The sequence below is a fragment of the Streptomyces hyderabadensis genome (assembly GCF_020404845.1).
GTDB lineage: Bacteria > Actinomycetota > Actinomycetes > Streptomycetales > Streptomycetaceae > Streptomyces > Streptomyces hyderabadensis.
Window position 1 is genome coordinate 174,113 of sequence record NZ_JAIOJZ010000007.1, and the last position, 17,344, is coordinate 191,456.

The following is a 17,344-nucleotide window of genomic DNA, read 5'->3' on the forward strand; positions in this document are numbered from 1 at the left end:
ACGTACGACACCGGGGCCCCGCTCAACCCTCGGCAACCGGTTTCTCGCCGTCGGCTGCCGCCAGGCTGCCGCCGAGCGGGGCACGTGAGGCGGGTGAGGTGTCAGTCCGTCACGTCGATCGTGTACCGGTTGGTCTCCACCCCCGCTCCCGTGACCACCTGGACGTCCACCCGGCCCGGTTCCACGTCCGCCGGGACGGGGACGGTCAGCAGGTCGTCCGCGGGGTTGCTGAAGCCGCCGGTCACCGGCACCAGGGGGACGTGGACGTTGACCGCGCCGATGCGGACGACCATGCGGGAGAGCCGGTCCGCCCGCTGGGCGCCCGGCGGCACGAAGCCCGCCCCGCGGATCTCGATGTCGTCGCCCGTGCGGATGGGCGCGTCCAGGTCACCGGCCTCCCGCGCCCGGACCACGGAGAGGATCACCGGCCGCCCGCCCTCGGCGTACTTCCCGGCCACGTAGGTCGCCGCCGACACCAGCACCACCACGGCAAGACCCCAGGGCAGGTCGGGGAGTTGTTCCGGGCGCCGGGCCAGCCGTACCGCCGCGAACACCAGGGCCACCGTGCTGATCACGACGTACTGGATGTCGGCGAAGGTCCCGCGGCCCGCGTCGTCCGTCAGCAGGTCGCAGGCGCGCGGCCGGTCGGCCCGTACCTTCTGCAGCCGCTGCCCCAGGACCCGCAGTCCGACCACCCGCCGCACCAGGACCGCGATCCCGCAGACCACCGCGAGCACGGTCACCGCGCCGGCGCCGCGTCCGAGTTCGAGGCCGGAGATCAGCGCGTCCCGCCGGCCGGGTCCCGAGGCGACGGCCAGTTGCCCGGCGAGCACCAGCACCGCGTAGGCGACGAAGAGGACCCAGGCCGCCGCCACCGCACGGGAGGTGGACAGGCGGTTGTCCTCGCCGATGACCGGCGCCAGCGCCCCGCCCCTGGCCCGGTGGAACCACGACGCGGCCGTCAGCGCACCGGCCATCACCAGCGCCGCCGCGAGTCCGGCGGTGCGCGCCGGGGACCAGCCCGCGCCCACCGCGGTGAGCGACTGTCCCAGCAGCAGCAGGACGACCGCCGCCCACACGACGACCGTCGTGCGCCGGCCCAGCCCCGCGAGCCACGCCTCGCCCTCGGCGCGGCCGCGTTCGGCGACGGCTTCCGCCGACTGGGTCAGCTCCTCCGAGACCCACTGGCGGGAGGCGGAGGCCGAGTGGGCCACCGCCGCAGGCAGCCCCTGCCCGGCGGCGAACTCGTCCCGCCGCAGCAGGAACGCGGCGACCGCGCGCCGGTGCCCCTCGCGGGCGCCGTGCGGGCAGTCCCCGCAGGTGCAGCCACCGCCGTGCGCCGCCTCGTACGCGCCCCTGTCCGAGCCGCTCCCGCGTCTCGCCTCCTGCACCGCCACGCCCGACGCCTGCCTTCCCGCACCCGGTAAGTCCCTTGGAACGACAGCGAATTGTGCCGTACCCGGGCCCGTGCCCGCGCGCCGCCCCGGATCGGGTCAGCTCAGCGCGGGTGATGCGCGGACCGCCGTGTTGACGCCGCACCGGGTCGCCCGGGGCGCGGTCAGTCGAACAGGTCCGGTTCGCGGCGGGTGACCTCCTGCCACAGGGGCTGGTAGTTGATCCACGCCACCAGGTCGCCGCCGAGCTGTTCCCGGGTCGCCACGGCCTGCCGGTGGTCGATCAGCGTCGGCCGCCCCGCCGCCTTGGCCAGCAACTGCACCTGGCAGGACCGCTCCAGCGACAGGAACCACCAGGCCGCCGCGTCCACCGAATCGCCGACCGTCAGCAGCCCGTGGTTGCGCAGCACGAGCGCCTTGCCGGAGCCGAGCACCCCTGCGATGCGCCGCCCCTCCTCCGCGTCGACGGAGACGCCCGAGTAAGAGTCGTACAGGGCGTGGTCCTCGTAGAAGGCGCAGCTCTCCTGGGTGATCGGTTCGAGCAGCTCGCCGAGGGCCGCCAGCGCACGCCCGTGCACCGAGTGGCAGTGGGCGACCGCGACGACGTCCGGGCGGGCTGCGTGGACCTGGGAGTGCACGGTGAAGGCGGCCTGGTTCACGTGGTGGCCGCCCTGCACCACCTGGCCCTCGGAGTTGGCCAGCACCAGGTCGCTCACCGTGATGTGGGCGAAGGGCACGCCGAACGGGTTGACCCAGAAGCAGTCGCTGTACTCGGGGTCGCGGGCCGTGATGTGCCCGGAGACCCCGTCCTCGAAGCCGTACCGTCCGAAGAGGCGCAGCGCGCAGGCGAGCCGTTCCTTGCGGTGCCGGCGTTCGTCCTCGACCGAGTCGTGCCTCGGCGGCATGGCGAACCGCAGCTGGTCGGTGGGCAGCGGCGCGGGCTCGGCGGCCCCGGGCGTCCCGTGCATGTGTTCTCTGTCCTTCGGCGCCAGATGTGCCTTACGGGCCGGAAGTTACCGGCGGTGCGGCCGGGGCGACAGTTCTGGGGCCAATACGCGACAGAGGGTGTCCGTTTTCGCGTTCACACTCGGTACATGACTTCAGGCACCGCTGTGAACTGGGCCGCCTTCGCCGCCGCGGAACCCGCCCTGGCCGACACCGTCGAGGCGCGCTTCGGCGCGTACCGGCACCACGTCCTGGCCACCCTGCGCAAGGACGGCTCGCCCCGCACCACCGGCCTGGAGGTGCGCTTCCTGGACGGCGAGCTGTGGCTCGGCATGATGCCGGGCTCGCTGAAGGCGCTCGACCTGCGCCGCGATCCGCGCTTCGCGCTGCAGGCGAACCCGGGGGACGGCACCGGCATGGGCGGCGGGGACGTACGGATCACCGGCCGGGCGGTCGAGGTCGAGGACCCGCGGACCAGGGCCGCCTATGCGGAAGAGGTGGAACCGCCGGAGCCGTTCCACCTCTTCCGTACCGAGCTGACGGAGGTCGTGCGGACCCGCGTCGAGGACGACCAGTACCTCGTCGTCGAGATCTGGCAGCCCGGAAAGCCCGTGCGCACCGTCAGGCGCACCTAGGGAGCGCCCTCGGGCTCACTCCCACTCGATCGTCCCCGGCGGCTTCGAGGTCACGTCGAGGACGACGCGGTTGACGTCCTTGACCTCGTTGGTGATCCGGGTCGAGATCTTGGCGAGCACGTCGTACGGCAGCCGGGACCAGTCGGCCGTCATGGCGTCCTCGGACGAGACCGGGCGCAGGACGATCGGGTGGCCGTAGGTGCGGCCGTCGCCCTGGACGCCGACGGAGCGGACGTCCGCGAGAAGCACCACGGGGCACTGCCAGATGTCGCGGTCGAGGCCGGCCGCGGTCAGCTCCTCGCGGGCGATGGCGTCGGCCTCGCGCAGCAGGTCCAGCCGCTCCTTGGTGACCTCGCCGACGATGCGGATGCCGAGGCCGGGGCCGGGGAAGGGCTGGCGCTGGACGATCTCGTCCGGCAGGCCCAGCTCCTGGCCGACCATCCGGACCTCGTCCTTGAACAGCTGGCGCAGCGGCTCGACCAGCTCGAACTCGATGTCGTCGGGGAGGCCGCCCACGTTGTGGTGGGACTTGATGTTGGCGGTGCCGGTGCCGCCTCCGGACTCGACGACGTCCGGGTAGAGCGTGCCCTGCACGAGGAAGGCGACCTCGGGGCCCTCCTCCTGCATGATCTCCAGCTGCGCCTGCTCGAAGACCCGGATGAACTCGCGGCCGATGATCTTCCGCTTCTCCTCGGGGTCCGAGACCCCGGCCAGCGCCTTGAGGAAGCGCTCCTCGGCGTCCACGACCTTCAGCTGGACGCCGGTCGCCGCGACGAAGTCCTTCTCGACCTGCTCGGTCTCGCCCTTGCGCATCAGGCCGTGGTCGACGTAGACGCAGGTCAGCTGGGAGCCGATGGCCTTCTGGACGAGGGCGGCGGCGACCGCGGAGTCCACGCCGCCGGACAGGCCGCAGATGGCCCGCTTGTCGCCGACCTGCTCGCGGATGGCGGCGACCTGCTCCTCGATCACGTTGCCCGTGGTCCAGTCGGGGCTCAGGCCCGCACCCCGGTACAGGAAGTGCTCCAGCACCTGCTGCCCGTGCGTGGAGTGCATGACCTCGGGGTGGTACTGGACGCCGTAGAGCTTCTTCTCGTCGTTCTCGAAGGCGGCGACCGGGACGACGTCCGTGGAGCCGGTGACGGTGAAGCCCTCGGGGGCGGCGGAGCAGGCGTCGCCGTGCGACATCCACACCGACTGCTCGGCCGGGGTGCCCTCGAAGAGCGTGGAGGACGGCTTGGAGACGGCCAGCTCGGTGCGGCCGTACTCACGGGCGCCGGAGTTGTCGACGGTGCCGCCGAGGGTCTGCGCCATCAGCTGGAAGCCGTAGCACATGCCGAAGACGGGGACGCCGGCCTCGAACAGGGTGCGGTCGAGGGTCGGGGCGCCCGGCTCGTACACCGAGGAGGGGCCGCCCGAGAGGATGATGGCCGCCGGGTTCTTGGCGAGCATCTCCTCGACCGGCATGGAGCTCGGCACGATCTCGCTGTAGACCCGCGCCTCGCGGACACGGCGGGCGATGAGCTGGGCGTACTGCGCGCCGAAGTCGACCACCAGGACGGTGTCGGGGGCGGCGGCAGCGGGAGTCGCTGATGACACGGGGTGCCTTCCGGCGGGTCGGGCGGGGGGCTTGTGCCCCCGATTCTACCGAGCTGGGCGGGGTGACCCGGCCCCGCCGTCGCCCGGCCGCCGCCCCTCCCCCGGTCCCGCCCCCGGTCTCACCATGCGAACCGGGTTGGACACCGAGCGTCGCCGGGGCATACTGGGGCCCATGCGCAAGCACGAGACCTTCCTGTTTACCTATGGCAACCGGCCCGCCGGCTGCCATGGTCGTGCTGCTTGAGCAACTGACAAGCGACTTCCCAGGCGCCCCGGGCCGACAAGGTCCGGGGCGCCTGGCGTTTGCGGACCGTGCCGGTCCCGGGTGCCGCCACCCTTCGGCGAGGAGCCACCGACATGACCGTCACCGCAGCAGACAAGACCGGCGCCCACACCCCCGAGGCCGCCGACGTGATCACCGGCGCCCGGGAGCGCATCGACGCCCTGGACGACCGGATCATCGGGCTGATCCAGGAACGGATGGCCGTCTCCGCCGTCATCCAGGAGGCGAGGATCACCTCCGGCGGCCGGCGGGTGAACCTGTCCCGCGAGATGGAGGTGCTCGACCACTACCGGCAGGCGCTGGGCAAGCCGGGTACGGCGCTGGCGATGACGATGCTGGAGCTGTGCCGGGGCCGCGTCTGAGGCCGGGCCCGCACCCCACCGGTCGGCGGCCCGGACCTCGTATCTGAGTTCGGGCCCTTCTCACCCGTACGGCGCGTGACCGGTACCCGAGCGGCTTCGTTGGTCCCGGTGTCCGTGTCAGCCAGGGGCGGGCCCGAAAGAACCACGCGTGGCTCGCTGGAGCGATGAGACGTACGGATCGTCCCGTACGTCGTGGGACCTCGCTCCAGGAAGTGACCGGACGGCAGGGGACAGCAGCCCGGTCACCCAAGAGAACGGCCGGCTCCGGGGACGCCCGGGGCCGGCCGCGTCGGAACCCTCCCCTCGTGGCGCCTCCCGCCTCCCAAGTGACGCAGGCCACATAAGGATTCTGTGAATGCGGGGGCAACCATTCACAGGTTTCGCTGATCACACCAGGCATGAAAATCCGTCGCGCCCTGGTCGCATCCGCCGTCACGGCGATGGTCGCCCCCGCCGCACTGCTCGCGGCCCCGTCCGCCCACGCGACCGGCGAGGCATCGCCGTCCGCCGCCGCCTCCTCGGCTCAGTCGGAGGCCGGGACCACGCCACCGTCCGCTCCCGGCGGCTCGACGAGCAGCCCCACGGGCACCCCGGACAGCACGGGCACCCCGGACTCCGCCGCGTCACCGAGCGCGACGGACGAGGAGGGCACGCCGGAGAAGGAGCCCGCCCCCGACGACTCGCAGACGACCACGTCCGCCCCGGCGTCCCCGTCACCGAGCAGTTCCGCGCCGGAGGAGACACAGGCTCCGGACCCCGAGCCGTCCGTGTGCGCGGACACCAAGGTCGACGTCGACATCGAGGGGCTGCCCGGCGAGATCGCGGCGGGCAGCGGCCGGCACGAGTTCTCGCTGAACGTGGCGAACAACTCCGGCTCGACGCTGCAGAACCTCGAGTACCTGGCCGGCGCCTCCGCCGACCGCGACGGCGAGGAGCTGTTCGAGAGCAAGCAGGTCCGCCTCCAGGCCTGGAACCCCGAGGACGGGACCTGGGAGGACCTCGACGAGCTGGGCTACGCGGTCGGCTACATCGGCTACACCGACAAGCTGGCCCCCGACTACGAGGTCAGCATCCCGATGCGGATCGAGGTGCGGGCCGGTGCGCCGGTGGGCTCGGCCTTCACGCTCGGCGCGACGATCTACGGCGACGCGGACGGCGAGTGCACCGGCTTCGGCGACGTCGCCTACGAGTTCCGGATCGTGGCCCCCGGCACGGACACGGAGGGCACCCGGCCGCAGCAGGGCGGCAAGGCGCCCGTGACCGCCGTGCGGCCGGCCGCCGACACCCCGGAGGTCACCGGGAGCCTCGCCGCGACCGGCTCCAGCTCGGCGCTGCCGATGATCGGCCTCGTCGGCGGGCTCGCCGTGGTGGTGGGCGGCGGTGCGGTGTTCGTGGTGCGGCGGCGCAAGACCGGCTCGGAGACCTGACGCGCGCGCTCGTGACAGCGGCGTGACACAGGCTGGGTGAGCGGGACCCGCACTCGGAGGGGGGTGCGGGTCCCGCTCACCTCTTCACTTCTCCGGCGGCGCCGTCGGCTTCTTCGGCGGCACCGTCGGCAGGTCCAGGAACGGCAGTCGCAGCGCGCCGAAGGCCTTCTCCGGGACGGCCGGGGAGTGCGGCTCGACGGCGGCCACCCGTGCGTACGGGGCCCCCTGTGCGGGGCGCGGGTCGCTCTCGCCCTTGTTCGGCCAGTACGACATCGCGCGCTCGGCCTGTGCCGTGATGGTCAGGGACGGATTGACGCCGAGGTTGGCCGAGACGGCGGCGCCGTCCACGACCGAGATGCCGGGGTGGCCGTAGAGGCGGTGGTACGGGTCGATGACGCCGGTCTCGCGGGAGGCGCCGATCGGGCAGCCGCCGAGGAAGTGGGCGGTGAGCGGGGTGCCCATCAGCTCGCCGACGTTGGAGCCGGGGAAGCCGTTGATCTCGGCGGCGAGCGCGGAGGCGCCCTCGGTCGCGGCCTTGATCTGCTTGGGGTTGGGCGCGCCGTGGCCCTGGCGCGCGGTGAGCAGCCCCTTGCCGACGCCCGTCGGCTTCAGGTGCGTGGTCAGCGAGTTGTCCAGGGACTGCATGACCAGGCCGATGATGGTCCGCTCCGACCACCTGCGGTTGGACAGGGAACGCAGGACCAGCAGCGGGTGCTTGGCCGCGTGGCCCAGGAAGCCCAGGACGCGTGCGGCGCCCGAGGCGGTCGGCCCGGCGTAGGGCACCTGGAGGATCGACAGGCCGCCCATCGAGTTGGAGCCCTTGCCGTAACGCACCGGCTCGATGTGGGTGCTGGCGTCCGGGTGGATCGAGGACGTGATGGCGACGCCGCGCGTGAAGTCGGCCCGTGCCTGGCCGGTGGCCCTGCGGTAGCGCCGGTCGTCGGTCTGGGCGCCGACCAGGGCCTCCGAGTTGGTGCGGGTCAACTCGCCGAGTTTGTCGGAGATGTAGGGGAGCTGGCCGCCCGCCTTCATGCGGTGCAGCAGGGTCTGGGTGCCGTAGGTGCCGGCGGCCAGCACGACGCGGCGGGCGGTGAAGGTGCGGCCCGCGTCCTTCTTCTTCCGGTCGGTGGGAAGCGTGGCGACCGCGAAGCCGCCGCGCGAGTCGTCCGTCACGGAGACCACCGTGGTCATCGGGTGGACGACCGCGCCGGCCTTCTCGGCGAGGTACAGGTAGTTCTCGTTGAGGGTGTTCTTCGCGCCGTGGCGGCACCCGGTCATGCACTCGCCGCACTCGTTGCACGCCTTGCGGTCGGGTCCCGCGCCGCCGAAGTACGGGTCGGGTATCTCCTCGCCCGGCTTCGCCCTCGCCGTGCCGTCGGCGTCCTCGCCGTCGCCGAAGAAGACGCCGACCGGCGCCATGTGGAAGGTGTCGCCGCAGCCCATCCGCTCGGCGGCCGCCTTCAGATGCACGTCGGAGGGGGTCGTCGTCGGGTTGAGGCGGACCCCGAGCATGCGCTTGGCCTGGTCGTAGTACGGCGTCAGCTCGTCCTGCCAGTCGGTGATGCCGCGCCACTGGGGGTCGTCGAAGAAGGGCTTCGGCGGCACGTAGAGGGTGTTGGCGTAGTTGAGGGAGCCGCCGCCGACCCCGGCTCCCGCCAGGACCATGACATTGCCGAGCAGGTGGATGCGCTGGATGCCGAACATGCCCAGCTTGGGGGCCCAGAGGTAGTTCTTGAGGTCCCAGGAGTTCTTCGGCAGCGACTCCCGGGTGAAGCGGCGGCCCGCTTCCAGGACGCCGACCCGGTATCCCTTCTCCGTCAGGCGGAGCGCGGACACCGAGCCGCCGAAGCCGGATCCCACGACGAGGACGTCGTAGTCGTACCCGTTCTCGTCCCGGGTCTGGACAGAGTTCTCCTGCGACACGTGCTCTCCTCGTTGAGAACGGGCGGTGGTCGGGGGGTGCGCGGGCGGATCAGCGGAAGCGGAAGGCCTTCATCAGCCGCAGGCTCCGGCTCATGAACGCCGCGTACTTCTCGTCGTCCATGCCCAGCGACGGCGCCATCGGCAGCAGCCGCTGGTGGGCGACCGTCTGGGCCTCGGTGTACTTGAGCAGGCCCTCGGAGCCGTGCCGGCGGCCGAGGCCGGAGTCCTTCATGCCGCCCATCGGGGACTGGACGCTGCCGTAGGCGGGGGCGTACCCCTCGTTGATGTTGACGGTGCCGGTGCGCATCCGGGCGGCGACCTCGTGGCCGCGCCGGGCGTCCTTCGTCCACACCGAGGAGTTCAGGCCGTACGGCGTGGAGTTGGCCTGCTCGACGGCCTCGTCCTCGGTCGTGAAGCGGTAGACGGAGACGACCGGGCCGAAGGTCTCCTCGGTGCACACGGTCATGGGGGCCACCACCCCGTCGAGGATGGTCGGCTCGTAGAAGTACGGGCCGATGTCCGGGCGGGCGACCCCGCCCGCGACGAGCTTCGCGCCCCGTTCGACGGCGTCCGCCACGTGCGCCTTCACGGTCTCCAGCTGCCGCTCCCCCACCAGCGAGCCCATGTCGGCTCCGTAGGAGAGGGAGGTGCCCAGCCGCATGGCCTTGGTGCGGGCGGCGAAGCGCTCCAGGAAGGCGTCGGCGACGGACTCGTGGACGTAGAGCCGCTCGATGGAGATGCAGAGCTGGCCGGCCGAGGAGAAGCAGGCGCGGACGGCGCCCGCCGCGGCCTTCTCGATGTCGGCGTCCTCCAGGACCAGCATGGCGTTCTTGCCGCCGAGTTCGAGGGAGACGCCGACCAGGCGCGCGGCGGCGCCCTGGGCGACCTCGCGGCCGGTGCGGGTGGAGCCGGTGAAGGAGACGTAGTCGGCATGCTTGACGACCTCGGGGCCGACGACCGGTCCTTCGCCGAGGACGACCTGGAAGACCTCGGCGGGCAGCCCGGCCTCGACGAGCAGGTCACGGGCCCACAGGGCGGTCAGGCAGGTCTCGGTGTCGGGCTTCATGACGACCGCGTTGCCCGCGACGAAGGCGGGGAGCGCGTCGCCGACGGACAGCTCCAGCGGGTAGTTCCAGGGGGCGATCTGGCCGACGACGCCGCGCGGGTGGCGCAGCTCGGTCACCTTGGTGAGGGTCGGTACGGCGCCGGTGTGCCGCTTGGGCCGCAGGTACGCCGGGGCCTTGCGGCCGTAGTGCCGGGCGGCGACCGCGACGGCCTGGACCTCCTCGTGGGCGTGCAGGCGGGCCTTGCCGGTCTCCAGCTGGATGAGGTCGAGGACCTCGGCCTGGCGCTCCAGCACCAGGTCGTGGAAGCGCAGCAGGACCGCGGCCCGCTGCCGCACCGGCACCTGCGCCCACACGGCCTGGGCGGCGCGGGCCCGCTCGAAGGCGCCGGCCACGTCCTCGGGCGTCGACTCGGGCAGGTCGGCCAGCTTCTCGCCGGTGAACGGGGTGTGGTTGGCGGTGCGGCCGGACCCGGCCACGCCCTTGGTGAGCTGGGCGACCAGCTCGGGCGTGACCACGTCGGCAGCGGTGCGGGCGCCCTCCGGGGTGGGGGCGAGGGGGTTCGTGCCGGTGAGTTCCGGGGCCTGCGCGTCCGTCATGAGCCGCAGGGTATGACGCCGCGCGGGCTTTGTGTACCCGTCGGTAACGGGGATTCACGGTGATTCACCGAGTGCTCACACACCGCCAGTGATCGCTGGCAACAAACCCGCTGATCAGGGCGTTGTGCGAGCGGAGCGCTCAGGTGCCGTCGATGTCCAGATTGGCGACGGCCGTACTGGCCACCTCGCGCCCCCGCTCGGTGAAGTCGCCCTTGCCCGGGTAGCTGACGGTGAGCTTGTACATGTCGCCCGCGGTGGTCCGGTAGTAGAAGATCCGCAGTTCGCGCGGGCGGGGGTTCTGGCTGTCGGTGGTGGTGTAGACGACCGTGTTCTCGGCGGACTTCCCACCCCGGTACTCGGTCTCCTTGGGGTCGGTCTTCGGGCTCTCGGGCGGCATGGAGAGGTCGAACTCCCCGCTCTCCTTGAACTTCCCGTCGTCGTCGTACATCTCGGCCGCGGCGGACCCGGCGATGTCGCCCGTGGTGTCCTCCGCCTTCTTGTCCAGGCTCAGGCTGATCCAGACGGCGCCGCTCTCGTCGGTGTAGGTGACCCAGTGCTGGTCGGCCTCCTCGGGAGCGGTGCGCTTGTAGCCCTCGGGCACCGCCAGGGTCGCGGCGAGCTTCTTCTCGTGCGGGGTCTTCCAGCCGTCGGGCAGCGGCCCCGCGAAGGGGTCGGCGACCACCAGGTACGAGGCCACCGCCGCCGCGACGACCGCCGCGCCGAGGGCGATCCACGCGTTGCGGCCCAGCCGGACGCTCCAGCGGGACGCGGGCGCCGCGCCCGGCTCCTCGGGCCGGTCGAGCCTGACCACCTGGGTGGGCGGCGGCGCGGGCGGGTTCGCCGCGGCGTCCAGCAGGGCGCGGACCCGGGCGGCGTCCGGGCGGCGCGCGGGGTCCTTGTCCAGCAGCCCCGTGATCGCCTCGGCGAGCGGGCCCTGCGCGGCGGCGGGCGGCGCGGGCGTGGCGTTGAGCACCGACTGGAGCGTGGCCGGGGTGTTGCTGCGGCGGAACGGCGAGACGCCCTCCGTCGCCGCGTACAGCACCACGCCCAGCGACCACAGGTCGCTCGCCGGGCCGGGGCGCTGGCCCAGCACCCGCTCCGGGGCGATGTACTCGGGCGAGCCGACGAAGCCGCCGGTGTCGGTCAGGCTGGTCTCGCCCTCGATCTGGGCGATGCCGAAGTCGGTGAGGACGACCCGGTCGTGCCGGCCGAGCAGCACGTTGTCCGGCTTCACGTCCCGGTGCAGGACACCGGCGGCGTGCGCGGCCTCCAGCGCGCCGAGCACCTCCAGGCCGATCCGCGCGGCCTCGCGGGCGCTCAGGGTGCCCTCCTGGAGGGCGTCGCCGAGCGAGCGCCCGCGCACGAGTTCCATCACGATCCACGGCTGCCCGTCCACGACCGCCACGTCGTGCACGCCGACCACGGCCGGGTGGTCGAGCCGGGCGGCGGCGCGCGCCTCGCGGCGCATCCGCTCGAAGGCGTTGGCCCGTTCGCGTTCGGGAAGGTGGTCGGGGACGCGGGGTTCCTTGACGGCGACCTCGCGGCCGACGGTCTCGTCCTCGGCCCGCCACACGGTGCCCATGCCGCCGTGCCCCAGCCTGGCGACCAGACGGTAACGGCCCGCGATGAGCCGCCCGGCGCCCGGGTCCGGCGCGGCGGGCGAGGGGGCGGTCGCGGGAGCGGTCGCGGGCGCTCCCGGAGAGGCGGACGCCTCGGCCTGCGACCGCGGCGGTACGACCTGGGTGTGCGCCGCGTACGGGTTGCCGGGACGCGGCACCGCGGCGGGCGGGTTCGGTGGTTGCAGGTCAAAACTGGTCGGCTCGTCCGCCCCGCTGCGGGGCCCCCCGTTGCTGCTCATGGGACCATCCATACCGCGCCGGGCGCGCCCCTTTCCACCGCGGGTGCCGGGCGGTCACAGACCCGTGACGCGCATCGCCGCTTATCTCCCGTTTGGGTGGGAACCGGGGCCGGAACCGGACACGGTCACCGTCGCCGTCGCCGTCGGCGTGCCGGGCACCGAACTCGCCGGCGCCCCGCCGCCGTCGTCGCCTCCGTCCGCGAGCAGCACGGCCGCCGAGACGCCCGCGCCCGCCGCCGCGACGACCAGCAGCACGGCGACGAGCACACCGCGCTTCACGCTCCGGCGCGCGTGCAGCGGCCCGTCGGCCGCGGCCTCCGCCGGTGTCGCGGGCGTACGGCCCGTGCTGAGGAAGGCGCGCAGCATCCGCTGCGCCGACGCCGCGTCCAGCCGCCGTCGCGGGTCGCGCTCCAGCAGTCCCCGGACGACCGGCAGGAGCGGTGCGGCCTGCGCGGGCGGGCGGATCTCCTCGGTGACCACGGCGTGCAGGACGCCGCCCAGCGAGTCGCGGTGGAAGGGGGACGCGCCACTGAGCACCGCGCACAGCAGCACGCCCAGCGACCACAGGTCCGACGCCGGCCCGGTCCCGGCGCCCGACATCCGCTCCGGAGCGGTGTACTCGGGGGAACCGACGAAGGACCCGTTCTCGGTGAGCGTGGTGGCGCCCGCGACCTGGGCCACCCCGAAGTCGGTGAGGACGACCCGGCCGTCCTCGGCGATCAGCACGTTCGACGGCTTCACATCCCGGTGCAGGATGCCCGCGGCGTGGGCCGTGCCCAGCGCGTCGAGCAGGGCGATGCCGATGCGGGCGGCCTCGGCGGCGTCGACCGGGCCGCGGCTGAGGACGCGGTCGGCGAGCGAGCCGCCGTCGACCAGTTCCATCACCATGTACGCGCGTTCGTCGTCCTCGACCACGTCGTGCACGACGATGACGTGCGGGTGCCGCAACTGCGCGACCGCGCGGGCCTCGCGCAGGGTGCGCTCCCGGCGCCGCCGGGCCTCGGCGGCGGAGAGGGTCTCGTCGAGGGGGAGCGCCTTCACGGCCACTTCACGGGCGAGCAGTTGGTCGGTGGCCCGCCACACGATGCCCATGCCGCCGCTGCCGAGGCGCTCGTGGAGCCGGTAACGGCCCGCGATGACACGCCCGCCCGCCCCCTCGGTCACCATGCGTCCCATCATGCCCCACCGGACGCGGCGGCTCCGGACCGCTGTCACACGGGTGGCCGACAACCGACGGGCGTGCGGGCGGCGCCGGGCCGGCTGTGCGGGTCAGCCGGTCTGCTCCTGCCAGCCCTGCAGCACCGCCTTGAACCGCTGTTGCGTGGTCGGCCAGTCACCGGCCGGTCCGGTCATGTTGAGGGCGTACTCGACGCCGTCGCGGGACAGGTACGTCTGCGACACCGCACGGCGCGGCCCGGGGAACTCGGTGTCCTTGGCCAGCGCGGTCCAGCCGTACTCCCACCGGGCGCTGTCGCGGTCGCGGTAGGTGACGCGTTCCAGGGAGATGCGCTGGTAGCCGACCAGCCGCCCGCCGAGTTGCGCGTCCAGGTCCTGCTGGTGCGCGTACGGGTCGTTGTAGTCGGGCGCGGTGTCGACGGACACGCGCAGGACGTGCTCGCCGCCGTCGGGGGTGTAGTCGATCTGCCGGAGTTCGCCGCTGTCGCCGTCGAAGTCCGTGCGCTGCCAGTTCTCGGGCAGGTAGAGGCTGAAACCCAGCGGGTCGTCGCGGCGCACCCAGTCGGCCGGCACGGCGCCGCCGGGTCCCTTGCCGGTCGTAACGGAGGCGGACGGGGAGGGGGAGCCGGACGGGCCCCGGGTGGGGTCGGCACCGGCCGACGAGCCGCCCCCGTCGCGCTGTTGCAGCACCACGGCGGTACCCGCGCCGATCAGCGCGGCGGCGGCGACGACCAGGGCGAGCGTGCGTATCCGGGCCCGCCGGGAGCGCCGGGGAGCGGCACCGGCCGCCGCATGTCCCGGCGCGGTGTGCCCCATGGGCCCGGGGCCGGTTGCCGTGGGGCCGACCGTCGTGGGGCCGGTGGCCTGCGGGTACGGCGTGGCGGTGGTCCCGCCCGCCGGTCCCGGTGCGCCGGGCATCCCCGCCGTCCCGGGCCTCCCCGGCGCGGCCTGTGCCCCGGCCGCCCCCGGTATCCCCTGGTGGGCCGTGTCGCCGGGCCGCGGCGGGGGCCCCGTGTACTGGGTGGTCGGCACGTACGCCTGGGCCGCGTCCGGGCGCCTGCCCTCGGCCGCCTGGGCGAGCAGGTGCTCGGCCTCGGTCGGGTCGGGCCGCTCGGCCGGGTCCTTGCGCAGCAGGGCGCTGATGACGGGCGCGAGCGCACCGGCGTACCGGGGCTCGGTGGCCTCCTCCTCGACGACCGCCTGCATGGTGGTGAGCGGGGAGGTGCGGCGGAACGGCGACCTGCCCTCCACCGCCGTGTACAGCGTCGCGCCGAGCGCCCACAGGTCGGAGGACGGGCCGGGGTCGTGGCCGCGGACGCGTTCGGGCGCGAGGTAGTCGACGGATCCGACGACCTCTCCGGTCCGGGTGATGGTGGAGTCGCCCTCGATCTGCGCGATGCCGAAGTCGGTGAGCAGGACGCGTCCGTCGTCGGCGAGCAGGACGTTGCCCGGTTTGACGTCGCGGTGCAGAACCCCGGCGGTGTGCGCGGCACGCAGGGCCCGCAGCACCCACAGGCCGATCCGGGCCGCCTCCCGCGGGTCGACCCGCTCGTCCTCCTTGACGGCGTCGGCCAGCGAGCGGCCCTCCACCAACTCCATGACGATCCACGGCCGGCCGTCGTGTTCGAGTACGTCGTGCACGGTGACGACGGCCGAGTGGTTGATCCGTGCCGCCGCGCGCGCCTCGCCCCGGGTGCGCGCCAGGAGGATGGCCTGGTCGCTCTCGGAGACGTAGAGCGCGGCGGTCAACTCCTTGATGGCGACGGTCCGGTGCAGCACCTCGTCGTGTGCGCGCCACACCCGGCCCATGCCGCCGCTGCCGATGGCTTCCCCGAGCCGGTAGCGGCCCGCGACGAGCCGGCCCTGCATCTGATTCACGTTGCCCCGCAATGGTCTTGTCAGGGTCAGACTAGGGACCGGCTCCCGTCGAAGGAACGGGTGGGGTGGTATGGAAACCGCTCTGTGACGGTTGTCGCTTTCCGTGACGGGAGGCAACCATCGGGGCCAACTGGGGTCAGCGCGTGTACTGGTAGGTGGCCGAGGCCTGTTCGAACAGCCGGGTCACCTCGTCACGCTCCGCCTCCGGACCGCGGACCTGCACCACGTGGTAGCGCCCGTCGATCAGCATGGCGACGTTGCGCACGTACAGCTCGCCGCCGTCGGCGCCGGTCCAGGTGAACTGCCCCTCCGCCATGGTGCGTCCGCCGACCTCGATGGTCTTCAGACCGCTGGAGGTGGCCCAGCTGGAGGCGCGGTACGAGGCCAACTCGGGCTCGCCGTCGCGCTGGTAGGTCATCGGGTCGTCGCCGAACTCGGAGGCACGGTCCCGGCCCGGTACGACGATCAGCTCGAAGTCGCCCTTGCCGTAGACGACCTGGCCGCTGCCGTTGCGGGGCGTGCGGTTCCAGTCCTCGGCGACGGCGACGCGGAAGCCCTCCGGGTCCTTGCGCAGGGTGAAGCCGTCGGCGACGTTGGACTGGGTCTCGGTGGAGCCGCCCGCCGTGCGGGAGGACCCGGGGTCGGGCTTCGGGGAGGTCTCGTCCGGGCGGGGGTCGCTGCCGGCGTCCGGTGACGTCGCGGGCGGCGCCTGGCTCGCCTCGCCGGCGGCACCGGTCCGGTCGGCGGTGCCCGCGCCGCTGGTGTCGCTCTTGGGCATGAAGAACATGGCGTAGGCGACCGCGCCCGCCATCGCCAGCAGTATCAGCAGGAGCAGGGTCCGGCCGAGGCTGCGCGGGGAGCGGCCGGTCTCCTCCCTGCCCCGCTTGTGCCGTCCGTGGTGCGCCGGAAGTCCGGCGCGCCGCCTGCGCACCAGCTCGCCGCGGCGGCGCACGATGGGCAGCCGGCCGGTCGTCTCGACGGGGGGCGCCGAGATCACGTGCAGGCCCGCCTCCGGCTCGGGCGCGGAGCGCACCAGGGAGCGGAGCCAGCCGCTCAGCTCCTCGAACTCGATGCGTTCGGTGGGGTCCTGACGCAGTAGCGACTCCACGACCGGCCGCAGCGGGCCGCACTCCTCGGCGAACGCCGGTGGCTCCGCGCACACGATCTGCACCAGCTCGGCGGTGGACTCCTCCGGGTAGGGCGCGTGGCCCTGTACGGCGCGGAAGAGCAGCGCGCCCAGGGCCCACAGGTCGGTGGCGGGGCCGATGGGCGCGGCCAGCTGCCAGTTCTCGTGCACCGGACCGGCCTGTTCCGGCGCCCAGCGCTCGGTCACGGGCCCGACCACGGCCATCCGTGTCTGCCGGGCCCGCTCGGCGGCGAGCGCGGTGGCCGGCCCGCGCGGCCCCGGCACCCGGCCGGCCGGCCCCTCCCAGCCGGCGCCGCCCCCGCCCTCCTGGGCCGGCACGGCCGCCCCCGCCTGCGACCGCCCTGCGGCCCCGGAACCGACTGGCCGCCCCATGTCCCCGGCCCCGGCTTCCCGCGGCGAGGTTCCCCGCGGCGCCCCGGCGGCCCCGGGGGCGGCCTCCCAGGGCCGGGCTGCGGCGCCGGGGGCTGCTTCCCACGTCCCGGCTGCCCGGGGCCCGGCTCCCTGCGGCCCCTCTGCGGCTCCGGGGATGGGCTCCCGCCAGTCGGCGGCGGTGTCCTCCTGGCGTGCGGGGGGCAGGGGGCGTCCGGCCGTCGGGGCGGGTTCGGGCGCCGGGGCGCCGGCCGGGCGGGGGGCGGGAAACGCCGGGTCGCCATCGGTGTGCGGGCCGGTGGCGGGCGCGGGGACGCGGGGCGTGGCACCGTGCCAGGAGGTGGTGCGCACGCCGTAGGGATCGGTGATCCGGCCAGGCGGTACGGCGGCACCGGGCGAGGCGGGATCGCCGCCCCCCTCGGCCCACGGGGCACCGGACACGGCGGAGGAGCCGTTGGGGTGTGCATCCGGGTCGGGGCCGGTGCCGAAACCCGGCCGCGCGCTCGCCGGCCGGGATCCGGCGTCCCGCGCCGACCCACCCGCCGCTTCGGCACCGGGGAGCGGCCGCGCCCCGCCGGGCCCGGTGCCGTGCGGGGGACGGCCCGGGCCGTCACCGCCGTCGTACGAGGGACCCGGACGCCCGCTCACCGTGCCGGGGCCACCGGCCCGCGTGGCGTCGTCGGGGGCC

General features: G+C 73.9%; 12 protein-coding genes. 3 read left to right on the plus strand and 9 right to left on the minus strand.

Annotated elements, in window-relative coordinates:
• Positions 1 to 101 precede the first annotated feature (101 nt).
• Positions 102 to 1,397: a hypothetical protein gene (locus K7854_RS08525; protein WP_226025760.1), complete on the minus strand. Its 1,296-nt coding sequence runs from the start codon at positions 1,395 to 1,397 to the stop codon at positions 102 to 104.
• Positions 1,398 to 1,558: 161 nt separating this feature from the next.
• The gene (locus K7854_RS08530) at positions 1,559 to 2,362 is read right to left on the minus strand and encodes a class II aldolase/adducin family protein (protein ID WP_226025761.1); all 804 of its coding nucleotides are present in this window, start codon (positions 2,360 to 2,362) and stop codon (positions 1,559 to 1,561) included.
• A gap of 126 nt (positions 2,363 to 2,488) precedes the next feature.
• Here K7854_RS08530 and K7854_RS08535 point away from each other — a divergent pair, with 126 nt between their 5' ends.
• Positions 2,489 to 2,974 (plus strand): pyridoxamine 5'-phosphate oxidase family protein, encoded by a 486-nt coding sequence (locus K7854_RS08535; RefSeq protein ID WP_226025762.1) that lies wholly within the window; start codon positions 2,489 to 2,491, stop codon positions 2,972 to 2,974.
• A 15-nt stretch (positions 2,975 to 2,989) separates the two neighbouring features.
• Here K7854_RS08535 and guaA read toward each other — a convergent pair whose 3' ends face one another.
• On the minus strand, positions 2,990 to 4,570 hold the full coding sequence (guaA, locus tag K7854_RS08540) for a glutamine-hydrolyzing GMP synthase (protein WP_226025763.1): 1,581 nt from the start codon (positions 4,568 to 4,570) through the stop codon (positions 2,990 to 2,992).
• A 357-nt stretch (positions 4,571 to 4,927) separates the two neighbouring features.
• On the opposite strand from guaA, the gene K7854_RS08545 reads away from it, so the two are divergent.
• Entirely contained in the window at positions 4,928 to 5,215 is a 288-nt protein-coding gene (locus K7854_RS08545; protein WP_030145536.1) for a chorismate mutase, read from the plus strand.
• Between the two features lie 398 nt (positions 5,216 to 5,613).
• Positions 5,614 to 6,642: an LAETG motif-containing sortase-dependent surface protein gene (locus K7854_RS08550; protein WP_226025764.1), complete on the plus strand. Its 1,029-nt coding sequence runs from the start codon at positions 5,614 to 5,616 to the stop codon at positions 6,640 to 6,642.
• 84 nt (positions 6,643 to 6,726) lie between these two features.
• Here K7854_RS08550 and K7854_RS08555 read toward each other — a convergent pair whose 3' ends face one another.
• The 6 genes from K7854_RS08555 to K7854_RS08580 all read right to left on the minus strand — a co-directional run.
• Complete coding sequence (locus tag K7854_RS08555) at positions 6,727 to 8,565, minus strand: GMC family oxidoreductase N-terminal domain-containing protein (protein WP_226025765.1); 1,839 nt, start codon at positions 8,563 to 8,565, stop codon at positions 6,727 to 6,729.
• Between the two features lie 49 nt (positions 8,566 to 8,614).
• Positions 8,615 to 10,228 carry a succinic semialdehyde dehydrogenase gene (locus K7854_RS08560; protein ID WP_226025766.1) on the minus strand — a complete coding sequence of 538 codons (1,614 nt, stop codon included), beginning with the start codon at positions 10,226 to 10,228 and terminating at the stop codon, positions 8,615 to 8,617.
• Positions 10,229 to 10,367: 139 nt separating this feature from the next.
• On the minus strand, positions 10,368 to 12,086 hold the full coding sequence (locus tag K7854_RS08565; protein WP_226025767.1) for a serine/threonine-protein kinase: 1,719 nt from the start codon (positions 12,084 to 12,086) through the stop codon (positions 10,368 to 10,370).
• Between the two features lie 81 nt (positions 12,087 to 12,167).
• On the minus strand, positions 12,168 to 13,262 hold the full coding sequence (locus K7854_RS08570; protein ID WP_226025781.1) for a serine/threonine-protein kinase: 1,095 nt from the start codon (positions 13,260 to 13,262) through the stop codon (positions 12,168 to 12,170).
• Between the two features lie 93 nt (positions 13,263 to 13,355).
• A complete protein-coding gene (locus K7854_RS08575) occupies positions 13,356 to 15,131 on the minus strand; it encodes a serine/threonine-protein kinase (protein ID WP_226025782.1) in 1,776 nt (591 codons plus the stop codon).
• 145 nt (positions 15,132 to 15,276) lie between these two features.
• Positions 15,277 to 17,344, minus strand: a 2,068-nt coding sequence (locus K7854_RS08580; RefSeq protein ID WP_226025768.1) for a serine/threonine kinase C-terminal domain-containing protein, incomplete at its 5' end; no start/stop codon positions are given.